General features: G+C 67.7%; 16 protein-coding genes. 7 read left to right on the top strand and 9 right to left on the bottom strand.

From position 1 onward, the window contains the following. Positions 1-288 (top strand): phosphoribosyltransferase family protein (locus Q1V87_RS08990; RefSeq protein WP_300591833.1); only part of this gene is annotated, 288 nt, incomplete at its 5' end. Positions 289-470: 182 nt separating this feature from the next. Here the strand turns inward: Q1V87_RS08990 and Q1V87_RS08995 are convergent. Then, entirely contained in the window at positions 471-1,280 is an 810-nt protein-coding gene (locus tag Q1V87_RS08995) for an HAD-IIA family hydrolase (protein ID WP_300591835.1), read from the bottom strand. A 42-nt stretch (positions 1,281-1,322) separates the two neighbouring features. Between Q1V87_RS08995 and Q1V87_RS09000 the strand changes: the two genes are divergently transcribed. Continuing rightward, positions 1,323-2,270, top strand: a complete 948-nt coding sequence (locus Q1V87_RS09000; RefSeq protein WP_300591837.1) for an SDR family NAD(P)-dependent oxidoreductase — start codon at positions 1,323-1,325, stop codon at positions 2,268-2,270. 10 nt (positions 2,271-2,280) lie between these two features. Here the strand turns inward: Q1V87_RS09000 and Q1V87_RS09005 are convergent, their stop codons facing one another. Both Q1V87_RS09005 and Q1V87_RS09010 read right to left on the bottom strand, forming a co-directional pair. After that, on the bottom strand, positions 2,281-2,916 hold the full coding sequence (locus Q1V87_RS09005) for a metal-dependent transcriptional regulator (protein ID WP_300591839.1): 636 nt from the start codon (positions 2,914-2,916) through the stop codon (positions 2,281-2,283). A 34-nt stretch (positions 2,917-2,950) separates the two neighbouring features. Then, on the bottom strand, positions 2,951-4,261 hold the full coding sequence (locus Q1V87_RS09010; protein ID WP_300591841.1) for an Nramp family divalent metal transporter: 1,311 nt from the start codon (positions 4,259-4,261) through the stop codon (positions 2,951-2,953). A 115-nt stretch (positions 4,262-4,376) separates the two neighbouring features. Here Q1V87_RS09010 and Q1V87_RS09015 point away from each other — a divergent pair, with 115 nt between their 5' ends. After that, the gene (locus Q1V87_RS09015; protein WP_300591842.1) at positions 4,377-5,015 is read left to right on the top strand and encodes a TrmH family RNA methyltransferase; all 639 of its coding nucleotides are present in this window, start codon (positions 4,377-4,379) and stop codon (positions 5,013-5,015) included. A gap of 281 nt (positions 5,016-5,296) precedes the next feature. Continuing rightward, positions 5,297-5,788: an FBP domain-containing protein gene (locus tag Q1V87_RS09020; RefSeq protein ID WP_300591844.1), complete on the top strand. Its 492-nt coding sequence runs from the start codon at positions 5,297-5,299 to the stop codon at positions 5,786-5,788. On the opposite strand, the gene Q1V87_RS09025 is transcribed toward Q1V87_RS09020, so the two are convergent. Continuing rightward, positions 5,789-6,523 (bottom strand): pyridoxamine 5'-phosphate oxidase family protein, encoded by a 735-nt coding sequence (locus Q1V87_RS09025; protein ID WP_300591846.1) that lies wholly within the window; start codon positions 6,521-6,523, stop codon positions 5,789-5,791. Continuing rightward, a complete protein-coding gene (locus tag Q1V87_RS09030) occupies positions 6,520-7,866 on the bottom strand; it encodes an MATE family efflux transporter (protein ID WP_300591848.1) in 1,347 nt (448 codons plus the stop codon). The genes Q1V87_RS09025 and Q1V87_RS09030 overlap by 4 nt, the downstream gene beginning before the upstream one ends. 184 nt (positions 7,867-8,050) lie before the next feature. Here Q1V87_RS09030 and Q1V87_RS09035 point away from each other — a divergent pair, with 184 nt between their 5' ends. The 3 genes from Q1V87_RS09035 (at position 8,051) to Q1V87_RS09045 (ending at position 12,352) form a co-directional block, all read left to right on the top strand. Next, positions 8,051-9,412, top strand: a complete 1,362-nt coding sequence (locus Q1V87_RS09035) for a ClC family H(+)/Cl(-) exchange transporter (RefSeq protein WP_300591850.1) — start codon at positions 8,051-8,053, stop codon at positions 9,410-9,412. A gap of 23 nt (positions 9,413-9,435) precedes the next feature. Beyond that, positions 9,436-11,400, top strand: a complete 1,965-nt coding sequence (locus tag Q1V87_RS09040) for a M13-type metalloendopeptidase (protein WP_300591851.1) — start codon at positions 9,436-9,438, stop codon at positions 11,398-11,400. A 190-nt stretch (positions 11,401-11,590) separates the two neighbouring features. Then, positions 11,591-12,352: a serine hydrolase gene (locus Q1V87_RS09045; protein ID WP_300591852.1), complete on the top strand. Its 762-nt coding sequence runs from the start codon at positions 11,591-11,593 to the stop codon at positions 12,350-12,352. Positions 12,353-12,376: 24 nt separating this feature from the next. Here the strand turns inward: Q1V87_RS09045 and Q1V87_RS09050 are convergent, their stop codons facing one another. The 4 genes from Q1V87_RS09050 to Q1V87_RS09065 all read right to left on the bottom strand — a co-directional run. Further along, positions 12,377-12,970 carry a PadR family transcriptional regulator gene (locus Q1V87_RS09050; RefSeq protein ID WP_300591854.1) on the bottom strand — a complete coding sequence of 198 codons (594 nt, stop codon included), beginning with the start codon at positions 12,968-12,970 and terminating at the stop codon, positions 12,377-12,379. A 135-nt stretch (positions 12,971-13,105) separates the two neighbouring features. Continuing rightward, a complete protein-coding gene (locus Q1V87_RS09055; protein WP_300591855.1) occupies positions 13,106-14,518 on the bottom strand; it encodes an aminomethyl transferase family protein in 1,413 nt (470 codons plus the stop codon). 53 nt (positions 14,519-14,571) lie between these two features. Next, positions 14,572-15,444, bottom strand: coding sequence for a formyltetrahydrofolate deformylase (gene purU / locus Q1V87_RS09060; protein ID WP_300591857.1), 873 nt, complete (start codon positions 15,442-15,444; stop codon positions 14,572-14,574). A gap of 19 nt (positions 15,445-15,463) precedes the next feature. Beyond that, positions 15,464-16,088: methylenetetrahydrofolate reductase (locus tag Q1V87_RS09065; protein WP_300591859.1), on the bottom strand; the 625-nt coding region annotated here is incomplete at its 5' end.

Raw genomic sequence — 16,088 nt, forward strand, 5'->3', positions numbered from 1 at the left:
CCGCTCGACGCCTTCGTCGTCCGCAAGGAGCCGAAAGACCACGGCCGCGGCCGTCAGGTCGAGGGAGCGGACGTCGTGGGTAAGCGCGTCGTCGTGCTCGAAGACACCTCGACGACGGGGCAGTCGGCGCTGAAGGCCGTCGAGGCGCTGCGCCGCGAGGGTGCGGAGCCGGTCGCCGTTGCCGTGATCGTCGACCGCAAAACCGGTGCGCAGCAGGCGATCGAGGATGCCGGGCTGCAGTGGCTCGCGGCGATCGACCTCGACGACCTGGGCCTCGCCCCGCAGTAGTACCTCAGTCCTCGCCGCGGTCACCGCGGCTGCGCCACCACTGCCACACTGCGACGACGAGGGCACCGCTGATGATGATCAGCGACGTCCACAGCAGCAGCGACTGTTCGAGCTCGTTCACTGACGCTTTCCTTCGTCTGCGTCCCCGGCTTCGACGTGGTCGCCGTCGTCGCGAGCGCCGATCACAGCACCTCGGGCATCTCCGACTCTTCGGGCTCCGCGGGCAGGAGCTCAGCGATCGAGTCGAGGATCTCGTCGGGACGGAAGGGGAAGCGTTCGATCTCGGCGGGGTCGCTGATGCCGGTGAGGACGAGCACCGTGTGAAGGCCTGCCTCGATGCCCGCGACGATGTCGGTGTCCATCCGATCGCCGATCATCCCCGTGGATTCCGAGTGCGCACCGATGCGGTTCAGGGCTGAGCGGAACATCATCGGGTTGGGCTTGCCCACCACGTACGGCTCCTTGCCGGTGGCCTTGGTAATGAGGGCGGTGATCGCCCCGGTTGCCGGGAGTACGCCCTCGGCGGAGGGCCCGGTCGCGTCGGGGTTCGTGGCGATGAAGCGCGCGCCGGCTGAGATCGCGCGGATCGCCTTCGTGATGGCCTCGAACGAGTAGTTGCGGGTCTCGCCGACCACGACATAGTCGGGGTCGTTCTCGGTCATGATGAAACCGGCCTCGTGCAGGGCCGTGGTCAGGCCGGCCTCGCCGATCACGAACGCGGAAGCGCCGGGGGCCTGTCCGCGCAGGAAGTCAGCCGTCGCCAGCGCCGACGTCCAGATCGCCTCTTCGGGAACGACGAGGCCGGACGCCCGCAACCTGGCGCTGAGGTCTCGCGGCGTGAAGATCGAGTTGTTCGTCAGCACGAGGAAGGGAACGCCCTGCTCGCGCCAGCGCTCGATCACCTCAGCCGCCCCGGGGACGGGGATGTTCTCGTGGACGAGCACGCCGTCCATATCGGTGAGCCAGCATTCCACGTCTGCTCGGGTCCGCATGGGCACAGCGTATCCCGCTCGCGGAGGTCTAGTGTCGATCACGTGACGCGTCGGCGGTGGAACCCCGAGTCGCTGCCCGACCTTTCCGGGCAGTCATACCTCGTGACGGGTTCCAACGCGGGCCTCGGCTACTTCGCGAGCGAGCAGCTGGCGCGCGCCGGAGCGCACGTCATCATGTCGGGCCGCAATCCCAAGCGCCTCTCCGCCGCTCGGTCAACGCTTGCCGGTCGCGTTCCGGGAGCCGACATCGAATCCCTCATCATCGACACCGCCAAGCCCGGGTCGATCAGGTCTGCGGCGGCTTCCCTGCGGACGCGTGGCCCGCTGGACGGGGTTCTCCTCAACGCCGGCATCGTGCATCCGCCCCGGCGTCGAGAAACGACGTCCGATGGAGCCGAGGTCGTGCTGGCCACCAACGCACTCGGGCACTTCGCGCTCGCGGGGGAGCTGCTCGTCCCGCTCGCCCGGTCGGGTGGCCGCATGGTGTGGCTCGGCAGCATGTCGATCTCGCTCACGCCGTACGACCCCATCGATCTGCAACTGGCCGAGGGCTACTCGGGATGGCGTGCGTACGTGCAATCGAAGGTGGTGACCACGGCCCTCGGGGTGGAAGCAGACCGCCGCCTGCGCGAGCACGGCGTTCCCGTCGACAGTGTCGTCGTGCACCCGGGGTACTCCGTGAGTGGACGGACACCGGGCCTGCACGGCGTGAACCAGCCGAGCAAGATCACCCGGTTCGTCGACAATCTGCAGACGCCGTTCACCCAGTCCAAAGAGCACGGCGCGTGGCCGCTCGTGCGGGCGCTGGCTGATCCGTCGATCGCCGGCGGGCAGGTCTGGGGGCCGCGCTTCATCGTGAAGGGTGACCCTCGGCGGGCGCGCTTGCCGAAGATCGTGCGCGATCCCGAACGCCTGGCGCGCATCTGGGAAGCGTGCGAAGCAGCAACCCGCACCCGGTGGCCGTTCGCGACGGCATCCGTCGCCCGCTGACGAACGGGACTCAGGTGCTCAGCCAGATGGCCTCGGGCGCCGTCGAGGGCAAGGTCACCTCGCGGCCGTCGACCTCGAGGACGGCGGGTCCTCGGACGCACACGACGCTGCCGACGTCGACGGATGCCTCATCCAAAGCCTCGAGCAGGCCCGGAACGCGGTCCGAGACCCGAAGTACCCGCCCACAGTGTCCGAGCGGCGCATCGGCGAGAAGAACGAACGGCTCACGAATCACCGTGCCGTCGGCATCCGGAATCGCATCGCCGTGGGGATCGAACCGGGGTCTCCCGAGGCGCGCGTCGATGCCGTCGAGGAGGCGATCGCTGATGGCGTGTTCGAGAATCTCGGCCTCTTCGTGCACGTCAGCCCACGTGTACCCGAACTCGCGCACCAGCCAGGTCTCGATGAGGCGGTGGCGACGGATGATGGCTGCCGCGCGGTGCTCGCCCGCTGCCGTCAGCGAGATCGGTCCGTACGGGCGGTGGGTCACGAGTCCTTGCGCGGCGAGCTTTCGAACCATCTCGGTCACGCTCGAAGGCGCGAGTCCGAGCTCGGACGCGAGCTGCGACGGCGTGATCCGCTCGGTCTGCCACTCCGTGTGGTGGTAGATCGTCTTCAGATAGTCGTCGATGGCCGCGGAGGACATGTCGAAACCCTACCCGTCAGTTTCGGGCGCTCGATTACGTGCCGGTGAAGACCAGCCACAGCAGCACCAGGTTGAGGGTGATCAACAGTGCCGCCGACACCACCCCCAGGACTGTCGTGGTGAGTCGGTTGCGGAACGGGCCGAGGACGCTGCGCCGCGCGGTGATCCATACGAGGGGAACCAGGGCGAACGGGATGCCGAACGAGAGTACGACCTGGCTGAGCACGAGCGCGAAGGTCGGGTCGACGCCGAATCCGAGGATCAGGAGGGCGGGTACGAGCGTGACCAGGCGCCGGATGACGAGCGGGACCCGGATGTGGAGCAGGCCGCTCATGATCTCGGCGCCTGCATAGGCCCCGACGGCTGTCGAGGCGAGCCCGCTCGCGAGCAGGCCGACGGCGAAGAGCGTCGCGATGATCGGCCCGAGCCCGTCGCGCAGGGCAGCGTAGGCACCTTCGAGCGAGTCGGTGCCGGGGACGCCCGCGAGGTTCGCCGCGGCCAGCAGCAGGATGCAGAGGTTGACGGTGCCAGCGATGACCATCGCAATCGTGACGTCCCAGCGGGTGGCGGTCAGCAGCCGCCGCGTCGACACGCCACGCCCCGACTCGAGGCCGGCCGCCGCTGAGCCGAACGTGAACTGCTGGGCAGTCGCGACCGGCGCGAACCGATCGCGGCTGAGGGCCGAGTGTGCGTAGATTGCGTGCGGCATGACGGTGGCCCCGAGGATGGATGCCGCCAGCAGCACCGTGTCGGCGCCTTCGAACCGGGGGACGAGACCGCCGACGATTCCGGCGGGGTCGGGCGGTGCGACGAAGACTCCGGCGGTGAACCCGACAGCAATGAGGACCACGAGCCCGATGACGATGACCTCGAAGGGCCTGGCGCCGCGCCTGGACTGCACGATCAGCAGGCCCAGGGAGACGACACCCGTGATCACCCCACCCCAGAGCAGGGGGATGCCGAACAGCAGGTTCAGGGCGACGGCACCGCCGATCACCTCGGCGACGTCGGTCGCCATCGCCACGAGCTCGGCTTGCAGCCAGTACAGGCGCCGACCCCAGACGCTCCGGATTCGCCCCCCGAGTGCCTGGGGCAGGCTCTCGCCGGTGACCACACCGAGCTTTGCCGAGAGGTACTGGATGAGCCAGGCCATGACGTTCGCGACCACGACCACCCACACCAGCAGGTACCCGTAGCGAGCGCCGGCCGTCATGTTGCTGGCCACGTTGCCGGGGTCGAGGTAGGCGACGCCGGCGACCATCGCCGGGCCGAGGAGCCACACCAGCCGGGGTGCTCTCACCGGTGCTGAGGCGGGGGGAGTGGGAGTTGGTGGGGACTTCGGCATGCCGAAAACCCTACCGATATTTCGGTGAACCGAAAAGATGATGGCGAGCCGAAGACGGGCGCAGCCATCCGCCTCCTGCCCCGGAGTCACACTGCCGTCGGATAGATTGCTCGACGTGCACGTCGAGTCCGAGCCCGGGAGCGAGCCGGAACTCTCCCACGGGGTCGGCCCCTGGCCGGGCGGTAAGGCGGAGTGGCCAGACGATCCGCACCTGGACCCCGAACTCCTCGCCGGCGGCGACCGGCGAAACGTCGTGGACCGGTATCGCTATTGGCGGATGGACGCAATTGTTGCCGATCTCGATGAGCGGCGGCATCCGTTTCACGTCGCCATCGAGAACTGGCAGCACGACCTCAACATCGGCTCCATCGTCCGCAGCGCGAACGCCTTCCTCGCGGCCGAGGTGCACATCATCGGGCGCCGCCGCTGGAACAAGCGCGGCGCGATGGTCACCGACCGCTACCAGCACGTGCGCCACCACGAGGATGTCGCGGCCTTCGCCGCGTGGGCGGATGCCGCGAGCTTGCCGATCATCGCGATCGACAACGTCGAGGGGTCCCGGCCTCTGCCCGACGCTGACCTGCCGCAGGCCTGCGTCCTGCTGTTCGGGCAGGAAGGGCCGGGACTCTCGCCCGAGGCGCTGGCCGCGGCATCCGGCACCGTCGAAATCGCCCAGTACGGCTCGACCCGCTCGATCAACGCCGCCGCGGCTGCCGCTGTTGTGATGTACGAGTGGTGCCGCCGCTGGGCGTGAGCGACGGCACAGGCGATCGGCGCTGAGGCGGCGTAGACTGCCGCGCGTGAACGGACAGATGACGCCTGCGGGCGGATGGAGGTTGTCGACGCGCTCTGCGTCGGCGGGCACGTCGGCCTGAGGCCGCGCTCTCTTCCCCGACGGGCTCCTCTTCCGCTCCGGCTGCACTGCAGTCGCAATTCCCGTTCACTCGACGTGCTGAGCGATCTTCGCTGACGCTGGCTTCTGCCGGTCGTGGCTCGCCGCATTCGCTTCGCCGTCGCATCCTGAAAGGAACGCTTATGCGTCCCCTCACCGACACCCAGATCCGGGCATCGTTTGTCAACGCCTCGCGCAGCGAGCGCAAGGCCCTGACTCTGCCCACAGACTTCGACGCTCCCGACTGGGAGGCCCTGGATTACCTCGGCATCCGAGATCCGAAGCTCCCGAAGCTCGCATCAGTCGTGATCGATCTCGACGATGAGCCCGTCGGCATCCTGCTGCGCCAGACTGACGCGCGCCCGCTGAGCCGCCCACAGTGCTCGTGGTGCAATGACATCCAGCTCCCCAATGACGTCGTGATGTTCGCCGCCAAGCGCGCGGGCGACGCCGGCCGGCGCGGCGACACTGTCGGCATCCTTGTGTGCGAGAACTTCGAGTGCTCGGCCAATGTGCGAAAGCTCCCGCCGTCGGCGTATCTCGGTTTCGACCGCGAGGCGGCGCGCGATCGACGCATCGAGGCGCTGCGCACGAATGTCACCGAGTTCGCCCGCAGCGTGCGCGACGGGGTGTAGTCAGTCTCCGGGCTGCATGATCTCGCGCAGCCGAGCCTCACGCTCGGCCGCGAGATCGTGCAGCCGCTGGGTGAAGGCGGCGACGGATGCGGCATCCGTGGCACCTGCTGCCTGCGTAACCGGTGACCCGACCGGCGTGCCGGCAAGGACCGCGAGCGGAACGACTCCCGCCCAAACGGTGTGGTCTTCGCCATCGTCTGGGGTGTCGCCCACGCCATCGAAGCGGACCTTGACGCTTGCCTGATCGAGCGGAACCTGCAGAACGTGCGTCGCACGGACCTCTTTGCGCGTCATCTCTCGCACCTCGGCGCGCCGGCCCGGCATGAGGTGGTCCGAGACCTGCCAGAGCGCGCGCTCCCGAAGCTCGTCGGGCACGATCCTGGCGCGTCCGAACACGACGGCGCTCCGGTAGTTGGCGGAGCTCTCGAACGTGGATGCCGCAAAGACCAGCCCGTCCACGTGCGTGACGGTGACCGAGACCGGAACGCCATCGCCCGCGGCATCCAGGAACAACCCACCGCCGGTCGAACCGTGCAGCAGCAGCACAGGCCCCTCCCCGAGGTCGCCGACCCCGTAGAGGTAAGGCAACACGATCGGTGCGCCGCCCCGAACGAAGCCCACGTGGGCGACGATCCCTTCCGCGAGGATGCCGAACAGTACCTCGGTATCGGTGTTCTGCCGCTGCGGCTTGCGTCGCACCTGCAGCGAGGGGGACGCGGGCGTTTCGGACGTCATACGTTGAGGGTAGAGCCGAGCCAGGTCTGGCCCCGCAATCGCCAGCCGAGCGTCGCGGCGCGCGCGAGCATGTAGACGCCGAAGAACGCGACGGCAAGCCACGCGAGCCCGGCCGCACCGCCGGGGTGGAAGATCGCAACCAGAGCCAGGGCGGGAAGGAACGGCACGAGATTGAGGGCGCCCGCGATCGCGAGATAGCGCGCGTCGCCGGCGCCGATGAGCACGCCGTCCCAGACGAAGACGATGCCGCACAACGGCTGGGCGACGGCGAGTACGAGCAGGGCAGGTTGCACGATGGCGGCAAGTTCCGGGTCGCCGGTGAAGAGGAGCCCGATGACCCCGGAGGCTGCCGCGACTCCCGCCCCGACCAGGATGCCGAACCACAGGCCCCACGCGCTGGTGCGCTGCAGCACCTTGCGTACGCGAGCGTGGTCCTTTTCGCCGAGTGACTTGCCGATGAGCGCTTGAGCCGCGATCGCGAGGGCGTCGAGAGCGAACGCGGCAGCCGAGAAGATCGTGTACGCGACCTGCCAGCCTGCGAGTTCATCGGTGCCGAGCCCGGTGGCTACGGCGACCGTCGTCAGCAGCGCGATCCGCAGCGACACCGTCCGCAGGAACAGCCAGCTGCCCGTGCGGGCAGATCCGCGGACCCCGCGGGCCGATGGGCGGACCTGGGCCGAATGCCGCTGAGCAAGCCGCCCGATGACACCGACGTAGGCGATGACCATGCCCCACTGGGCGAGCACGGTACCGACCGCTGAGCCCGCGATTCCCCACCCGAGGCCGTAGATGAACAGTGCGTTCAGCGCGGCGTTGGCCCCGAAGCCCGCGGCGGCGATCCACAGCGGTGTGACGGTGTCTTGCATCCCGCGCAGCAACCCCGTCGCCGCGAACACGATGAGCATCGCGGGAAGGCCCCACATGGAGATGTGGAGGTAGGTCATCGCGTCGGCTGCCACCTCCTCGCTGGCGCCGAAAAGCGAGACGAGGGGTGGTGTGGCGAGGGATCCGGCGAGGGCCAGGATCGCGCCGAGTCCCAGGGCAAGCCAGAGGCCGTCGATGCCGACCGAGACCGCCGACTTCGCGTCGCCGGCGCCGAAGCGTCGGGCAACCGCCGGGGTCGTCGAGTACGCGAGGAACACCATGAGCCCGACGATCGTCTGCAGGATCGCCGAGGCGATCCCGAGGGCGGCCAGCGGCACAGTGCCCAGGTGTCCGACCAGAGCCGAATCGACGATGAGGAACAGCGGCTCGGCGATGAGAGCACCGAGCGCCGGCACCGCGAGCCGCAGGATGTCGCGGTTCAGCGTCGATGGAGCGCCGCCGGCGGGTCGAGAAGGCACGAGCCGAGCCTAGGGTTTGCTGTCGCTCAGCCGGATGACGCGCGCCGGGCTGGTCCGGCCCGTTGGCTTGCCGCAACACGCCGTGCGCGGCATCCGTCGTTCACAGTTTGCGGCAAACGAACCGTGCTGATGCCACGATGAGTAGTGCGGAAGAGGCGCCGCCGGGCGCCCGGGCAGGGGTGGGATGACGGGGAAGACGTCGTCGACCACATCTCCGGATGCCGGCAGCGGCGCTGTGCGGCAGATCGCGATCCTCATGCTGCTCGCTGCCATCGCCGGCCTCGCGGTCGGACTCATCGGGGGTGCCTTTCGCTGGTGCATCTACCAGGCCGAGCATCTGCGCATCGAGGTCTTCGCCTTCGCGCACGACCAGCCCGCATGGGGATGGTTGATCGCCATTGCCGTCACCGCGACAGGCGCGACGCTTGCTGCACTTCTCGTGAGATGGGTACCGCAGGCTGCAGGAAGCGGCATCCAGTACGTCGAGGCTGTCGAGCGCGGGCAGGAGCCACCGAGCGCCTTCGGCGTGCTCGTGGCGAAGTTCGTCGGCGGTGTGCTCGCGATCGGGTCAGGGATGGTGCTTGGTCGCGAGGGCCCCACGGTCCACATCGGGGCGGTTCTCGGGGCCGAGGCAGCTCGCCGCAGCCGCAGATCCGCGGCGGATGCCCGCACACTTCACTCCGCCCTCTCTGGTGCGGGGCTGGCGGTCGCGTTCAATGCTCCGCTCGGCGGATCGCTCTTCGTCATCGAAGAGATCGCCCAGTCGGTGAAGGCCCGCATCGTCCTTCCCACCCTGACCGGTGTCGCTGTCGCCGTCGCCACCGCGTGGATCGTCGTCGGCAATGCACCGATCTTCCAGGTGGATCCGGTGCCGTCGCCCGACCTCGCGCAGGTCGGCGTCTTCGCTGTCTTCGGCCTGCTCACCGGCATCCTCGGCGCGGGATACAACCGCCTCATCCTGGGATTCCTGACGGCCGCGCGGGCTGCTCGCCGCGTGCCGCCTGTCGCTCAGGCTGCGATCATCGGTGGCACCGTTGGTCTGCTGCTGTTCCTCGATCCGCTGGGCGCCGGAGGGGGTGACCCGATCTCGCAGGGGCTGCTCCGCGGCGAGCCGCTCATACCCCTCGTGCTTGCGGCAACCCTCGTCATCCGGTTCCTCGCCGGCCCGCTCTCGTACGCGGCCGGAACCCCGGGCGGCCTGTTCGCACCGCTGCTGGCGATCGGCGCGCTGTGGGGAGCGCTGTGCGGATCTCTGGCCAAACTGATCCTCCCGGAGGTGGCCGATACGACGGTCGTCGTGTTCGTCCTGGTCGGAATGACCGCGATGTTCGCGGCTACGATCCGGGCGCCGCTGACCGGCATCGCCGTCGTGGTCGAGATGACGGCTGTCGCAACAGTGCTGGCGCCGATGCTGGCGGCATCCGTCTGCGCGATCCTCGTCGCCGCCCTCCTGCGGACCCGCCCGATCTACGAAGACCTACGCGAACGGATGCTGCATCCACCTGCGGTTCGCTCCGTGTTCCCGCCGCGCACGGATCGCGCATAGCGGAGGTGCTTATTCTGGAGGACATGACCGACGCCCTCGCCTGCGGCCTCCCGCTCGAAGAACTTTCTGCCGACATCCGCCCGCAAGACGATCTGTTCCGCCATGTGAACGGTGCGTGGCTGGATCGCACGGAAATTCCCGACGACAAGGCTCGCTGGGGGTCGTTCCACCTCATCGCCGAACAGGCCGAGAAGGACGTGCGCGCGATCATCGAAGAGAGCACGGATGCCGAGCCCGGCACCGAGACGCGCAAGATCGGCGACCTGTACACGAGCTTCATGGACACCGAGCGCATCGCCGCGCTCGGTGCGACGCCGATCGCCGCTCAACTGGCCGCGGTTGACGCGATCTCATCGATCCCGGAGCTGCTGACGACCCTCGGCGCCCTCGAGCGCGACGGCGTCTCGGGCCTGTTCGGCCTCTACGTTGAGCCCGATCCCGGCAACCCGCAGCGCTACGTTCCGTTCATCGTGCAGGGCGGGCTGTCGCTTCCCGACGAGAGCTACTACCGGCTCGAGAACTTCGAGGAAACTCGAGGCGAGTTCCGCGCGCACGTCGAACGGATGCTGACTCTCGCCGGCGTGACGGATGCCGCAGCGGATGCCGATCGCATCGTCGCGCTCGAGACCGAGCTGGCCTCCCACCACTGGGACAACGTGCGCAGCCGCGACGCCATGGCCACCTACAACCTGCACACGTGGACGCAGTTCCTGGAGCTGGCCGGGCTGGACCTCGCGCCGTGGCTGTCGGCGCTGGCGCCCGGGAAGGAGACGGCCTTCGATGAGGTCGTCGTCTACCAGCCGAGCTTCATCGAGTCGCTCGGTTCCCTCCTGGTTCCGGAGCGACTCGACGACTGGAAAGCTTGGCTGCGAATCGCCGTCATCCGTGGCGCCGCGCCCCTTCTCTCTGACGAGTTCGTCGCCGAGAACTTCGCCTTCTACGGAACCCAGCTCACCGGGGTGCCCACGATCCGGGACCGCTGGAAGCGCGGCGTGAGTCTGGTCGAGGGCTCGATGGGCGAGGCCGTCGGACGCGTGTACGTCGAACGGCACTTTCCGCCGGCGGCGAAGGAAGCCATGGACGAGCTGGTTGCGAACCTCATCGAGGCGTACCGGCGCAGCATCCGTTCGCTGGAGTGGATGAGCCCCGAGACTCGCGAGCGGGCGCTCGCCAAGCTCGACGCGTTCACGCCGAAGATCGGCTACCCGACGACGTGGAAGGACTACTCCGGGCTCGAGATCGACGCCGCCGATCTCGTCGGCAACGCGCGCCGCGCACACCGGGTCGAGCACGATCGCCAGCTCGCGAAGGTCGGAAAGCCGATCGACCGCGACGAGTGGTTTATGACCCCGCAGACGGTCAACGCCTACTACAACCCGCTGATGAACGAGATCGTCTTTCCCGCGGCGATCCTGCAGTACCCGTTCTTCGACGCAGGCCGCGACGCCGCGGCGAACTACGGCGGCATCGGCGCGGTCATCGGCCACGAGATCGGCCACGGGTTCGATGACCAGGGGAGCCGCTTCGACGGTGACGGGTCGCTCCGAGACTGGTGGACCGAGGCCGATCGCGAAGCATTCGAGCAGCGCACCAAGGCGCTCATCGAGCAGTACGACGCACTGATCCCCCGGGGCCTGGATGAGAAGCACCATGTCAACGGCGCGCTCACGATCGGCGAGAACATCGGTGACCTCGGGGGCCTGGGTATCGCCATCAAGGCCTACGAGATCTCGCTCGGCGGGGAGCCTGCCCCCGTGATCGATGGCTACACCGGCATCCAGCGGCTGCTGCTGAGCTGGGGGCAGATCTGGCAGCAGAAGGGGCGGGATGCCGAGACCATCCGCCTGCTCACGATCGACCCGCATTCGCCCAACGAGTTCCGCTGCAATCAGATCGTGCGCAACGTCGACGCCTTCTACGACGCGTTCGAGGTGACCGAGGCTGACCAGCTGTGGCTCGACCCCGCCGAGCGCGTCACAATCTGGTGAGGTCGATCACCTAGAATCCCCCCCACCTGAACACGGGAAGGATCCCTCGGTGGGCACGCCACCCAGCACGTCGCGCGCGGATCACCGCGCCGATTCTCGGCGGACTCGTCATGCCTCTGGGCGTGCGCGTTCCTTTGGCGCGACGATGCACGCTCTCGAACAGCTGGCCAGTACGGGTAGCCGTGTCTCGGTGTGTGTCACTGACCTTGATCGCGGGAAGGACCTCGTGCTGGGGGATGCGTTCGTCACGCTGCCGGTCGCCCAGCTTGGGGTCATACCTCTTCTGATCCAGGTGTCTGCAGCGATGGAGTCGGGCAAGGTGGATGCTGCGGCATCCGTTGCCCGGCAGCCCCTGGTCGACGGCTCGTCGGCCGGACTGTGGCGCCACTTCGCTGCCGTCGATCTGAAGCCGGTGGATCTTGCGGTCCTCACGGCGGCGGCAGCCGACCCGTTGGCGACCAACGCGCTCATCGATCTCGTCGGGCTCGACCCGGTTCGAGAGCGCATCGAGCACCTTGGGCTCACACGGACAGCACTACTCGACCGCGTCCGTGAGGACCGGGGGCCGGATGACGCTCCGCACTTCGCGCTGTCGACGACCCGTGATCTGACGACGATGTTCTCGGCGCTCATGAACGGCAGAGCAGTATCTGCCACGGTCAGTGCGCAGGTGATCGGGTGGCTCGCGCTCAATGCCGATCTCGGACTCGCCGCTGGCGCGACGGGCCTCGACCCGCTCGCACACGCCGGCACCGGGAAGGAGCTGCTTCTCGTGAACAAGACCGGGCGCGACCGCGGCATCCGTGCCGAGGCCGGCGTGCTCGCCGGGCCCCGGGCAGGCGTCGCCTACGCGATGATCGTGCAGTTCACGGAGCACACTCCGCTCGATCGGTTGCGGGTGCAGGATGCGTTCCGGGTATTCGGCGCCGACCTGATGGAGTCCGTGCACTGAACCTGGTGCCCTCCGGGGCTCAGCTCAGACGTCGCCGTCGAGCTTGTCAACCAGATCCAGGCCGCGCTGTGCCCACGCGATCTCGCTCTTTGCCCGCTCGACAAGACCCTCGTACGCGAAGTGCTTGTACGCGACGATGCGCTCGTGTTCTTCGGCGGGGGAGGCTTTCAAGCGACGTTCGAGCATGGGGTTCGGTGGATCGATGTGATCGATCTTGCGGAGTTCGCCGTCCCACTGGGCGAGCTCGCCTTCCCACTGTTCGATGTGTCGACGAAAGAACTCTCTCGCGGCATCCGGCGACGCCGACTCCAAGTACGCGGCGCGCAGGTGGGCGGGGTCGCGTACGCGCTGATAGTCGAGCGGGGAGGCCATCCAGGCGAGGAAGGCACGGTCGCCGGCATCCGTGACGTGGTACATCCGCCGCGTGCCGCGCTCGCCCCGAGCTTGCTCTTCGGCTTCGATGAGGCCGTCGGCTTCCATCTTGCGGAGCTCTGGATAGATCTGTGAGTCCGGCGCGTGCCAGACATGACCCACGGACTGCGTGAACTGTTTGGCCAGCTCATACCCCGACAGCGGTCCGACCCGCAGCAGTGCCAACAGTGCGTAGCGAAGGCTCATCGCTGTGCTCCTTCCCTGCCGAGTCCGCTCCCGTGATGCTACCGATACGCCGCGAGACTGCCCCCGCGCCGCGAGACAGCGTGTTGCGTGTGCTGTCTCGCGGGCAGGATGCAGTCTCGCGGGTTTCTGAGGTGATCAGTCGTTCTTGTAGCCGGTGCGCCAGCCGCCCTGGTAGGTCTGGCGGGCGACCGTCGAGTAGGGCACGGGGCTCACGACAACGCGCACTTCGGTCTGCTCGTGCGGCTCGACCGACGCCTTCTTCGATCCACCGTTCGGCTCACCCCAGACCACGCGCAGCTCGGTGCCCTCGGGCACATCGGGCGACACGGTAGCCAGCGACAGGCCGCGGCGCTCGTTGGACGAGTAGCCGGTGAACATCGAGTAGCCGACGACCGTTCCATCGGCATCCACGACAGCGTCGTAGTTGGCCGAGCCGTAGTTCGCCAGCGGCAGGTCGAAGAACTTGTAGTTCGGGCCGTCGACGTTCAGCAGCGACGTCCAAACCTTGCCGAGGTCCTCGGCATTCCACGCGAGGGTGACCTTCTTGCGCTGTGCGGCCGGGTCCATCTTCTCGAGCGCGTCGCGACCGATGAAGTCGTGGTCGAACTTGACGAACGACCCGTAGCCGAGCTCCCAGGGCGTCAGGTAGTAGTCCTCGATGTTCTCGGACACGAACGACCCGGCGAGCGTTCCGGTCGCCTCGTACGAGTTCGCCGGCAGCCAGTCGCGGTAGGCCTGCTCTTCGGCGCCGGTGTAGATGGCGGGCAGGGGCGAGGGGATCCAGCCCGACTCGAGGGTGTTCGACGGGTAGGCCCGCGAGCCGACGGGAAGCAGCCCGAACTCGGCGCCAGCCTCGACGATCAGATCGCGGATCTTGTGGTGGTCGGCGTAGGGTCCCCAGATCTCGAGGCCCGGCGCGCCTGCCATACCGTGACGGAGGGTGCGGACATTCATGCCGCCGATCTTCATCTCCGACATGTTGAAGAAGCCGAGCTTCTCGAGCGGTCCGCCGTTGAGCTTCTCGATAACGGCCCAGGCGTTCGGGCCCTGAATCTGGAAGCGGTAGTACTTGCGCGAGACGGCGTCGCCGTAGGGGCGCGAGTTCGAGCGGCGGTCGACCTCGACATCCAGGTTCTGGTAGCCACCGGTCTCACCGTGGAACATGAGCCAGTTCGACGCGGGCGCGCGGCCGACGTAGACGTACTCGTCCTCGGCCTCGCGGAACAGGATGCCGTCGCCGATGACGTGGCCCGACGCCGTCGTCGGCACGTACTGCTTGGCCTTGTTGACAGCGAAGTTCGCGACCGAGTTGATCGCGGTGTCCGAGATCAGCTTGATGGCATCCGAGCCCTTGAGGAACACGTTGTCCATGTGGTGGGACTGGTCGTAGAGCACGGCCGTGTCGCGCCAGGCCTTCTGCTCCTTGATCCAGTTCGTGAAGTCGGCCGGCACGACGGGGTAGATGTACGAGCCGATCTGGGAGTTGCGCAGCAACTCGACGGGCGAGCCCGCCGCGTCGATGACCTGCTGCAGATTCTGAGGTGCCACGATGAACCTTTCTTCAGTGGTGCGGGCACATCCCGCGGTGGTGGGTGGGTAGGTCAGAAGACGACGGTGTGGTTGCCGTGACGGATGACACGGTCTTGTGCGTGCCAGAGCACGGCGCGCGAGAGAACTGCCCGTTCGACATCCGCGCCCCGACGCTGCAGGTCGGCGGCCGAGTCGGCGTGAGTGACGCGCACGACGTCCTGCTCGATGATGGGGCCTTCGTCGAGGTCCTTCGTCACGTAGTGGCTTGTCGCACCGATGAGCTTCACGCCGCGTTCCTTCGCCTTGCGGTAGGGACCAGCGCCGATGAAGGCGGGAAGGAACGAGTGGTGGATGTTGATGACCGGGACGGCGACGTCGTCGATGAAGTTCTCGGAGAGGATCTGCATGTACCGCGCGAGAACGACGAAGTCGACGTTGCCCGCGAGCAGCTTGACGATCTCGGCTTCGGCAGCAGACTTGTCCGGACCCTGTGAGGGCACGTGGAAGAACGGGATGCCGAAGCTGCGAACGTCCTCGGCCATGTTGGTGTGGTTGGAGATCACCATCGGGATCGACACCGGGAGCTCGCCGCGGCGGTGGCGCCACAGCAGATCGAGAAGACAGTGATCCGAGGTCGAGGCGAGCACGGCCATGCGCTTCGGAACCGATTGGTCGGTGAGGCGCCAGGTCATCCCGTACGGCTCGAGAGTCGTGGCGATGTCGTTCTCGATCTCTTCGAACGCCGCAGTCAGGTTCGGCCGGTGGAAGACGACGCGCTGGAAGAATGCGCCCCCTTCGGGGTTGTCGGAGTACTGGTCGAGACTCACGATGTTCGCCTTGTGGCGCGTGATCAGACCGGTGACCGCCGCGACCAGGCCGGGCTGATCGGGGCCGTGGACGATGAGGCAGGCGTGATCGCGCAGCGCTTCGTTGTGTACCGTCATGGCGTCAAATCCTCCCGGCTCACTTCGCGATGAAGTCACGGGCCCACGTCGCCGTGGCCTCGAGGCCGCCGAACGTGTACATGTGCAGCTTCACAGCGCCCACCGACGGGTCGGCGTCGAACAGGGCCGCGAGGTCGGATACGAATTTGTCGGGTCCCGCGGAGCCCATCAGGTTCGTGAGGGAGAACCCGTACTTTTTCACGATCATCGCGTTGGCTCCCACGCCGAAGCGGGATGCGAACGAGATGAGGCGCTTGATGCCGGCGGGGCCGGGCGTGCCCAGGCGGATCTGGGTGTCGATGCCCCGGTCGCGAACACCCTTGATCCACGCCATCACGGGGTCGGTGTCGAAGCTGAACTGGGTCAGGATGACGGCATCCAGCCCGGCATCCTTGAGGGCTGCGGACTTGTCTTCGAGGTGCTGCCACAGCACGTCGGTGGGAATGTCGGGGTGCCCCTCGGGGTAGCCGGCGATCGACACTTCCTTGACGCCGTACTGCTGCAGGACCCCCGAACGGATCATGGTCAGGGCGTCCGGGTAGGGGCCCTCCGGCGTTGCGGGGTCGCCGCCGACAGCGAACACGTGCTCTGTCGCGCCGATCTCGGCGAGAGCACTGAGGAATTCCTCGAGCTGCGCCTGGGAT

It is taken from the genome of Microbacterium sp., from assembly GCF_030149085.1.
Taxonomy (GTDB): domain Bacteria; phylum Actinomycetota; class Actinomycetes; order Actinomycetales; family Microbacteriaceae; genus Microbacterium.

Excerpts from the sequence above, each read along its gene's own strand:
- Q1V87_RS08995 (WP_300591835.1), bottom strand. The coding sequence starts at position 1,280 with ATGCGGACCCGAGCAGACGTGGAATGCTGGCTCACCGATATGGACGGC.
- Q1V87_RS09005 (WP_300591839.1), bottom strand. The coding sequence starts at position 2,916 with ATGTCCTCCGCGGCCATCGACGACTATCTGAAGACGATCTACCACCAC.
- Q1V87_RS09010 (WP_300591841.1), bottom strand. The coding sequence starts at position 4,261 with ATGCCGAAGTCCCCACCAACTCCCACTCCCCCCGCCTCAGCACCGGTG.
- Q1V87_RS09020 (WP_300591844.1), top strand. The coding sequence starts at position 5,297 with ATGCGTCCCCTCACCGACACCCAGATCCGGGCATCGTTTGTCAACGCC.
- Q1V87_RS09025 (WP_300591846.1), bottom strand. The coding sequence starts at position 6,523 with ATGACGTCCGAAACGCCCGCGTCCCCCTCGCTGCAGGTGCGACGCAAG.
- Q1V87_RS09035 (WP_300591850.1), top strand. The coding sequence starts at position 8,051 with ATGACGGGGAAGACGTCGTCGACCACATCTCCGGATGCCGGCAGCGGC.
- Q1V87_RS09040 (WP_300591851.1), top strand. The coding sequence starts at position 9,436 with ATGACCGACGCCCTCGCCTGCGGCCTCCCGCTCGAAGAACTTTCTGCC.
- Q1V87_RS09050 (WP_300591854.1), bottom strand. The coding sequence starts at position 12,970 with ATGAGCCTTCGCTACGCACTGTTGGCACTGCTGCGGGTCGGACCGCTG.
- purU (WP_300591857.1), bottom strand. The coding sequence starts at position 15,444 with ATGACGGTACACAACGAAGCGCTGCGCGATCACGCCTGCCTCATCGTC.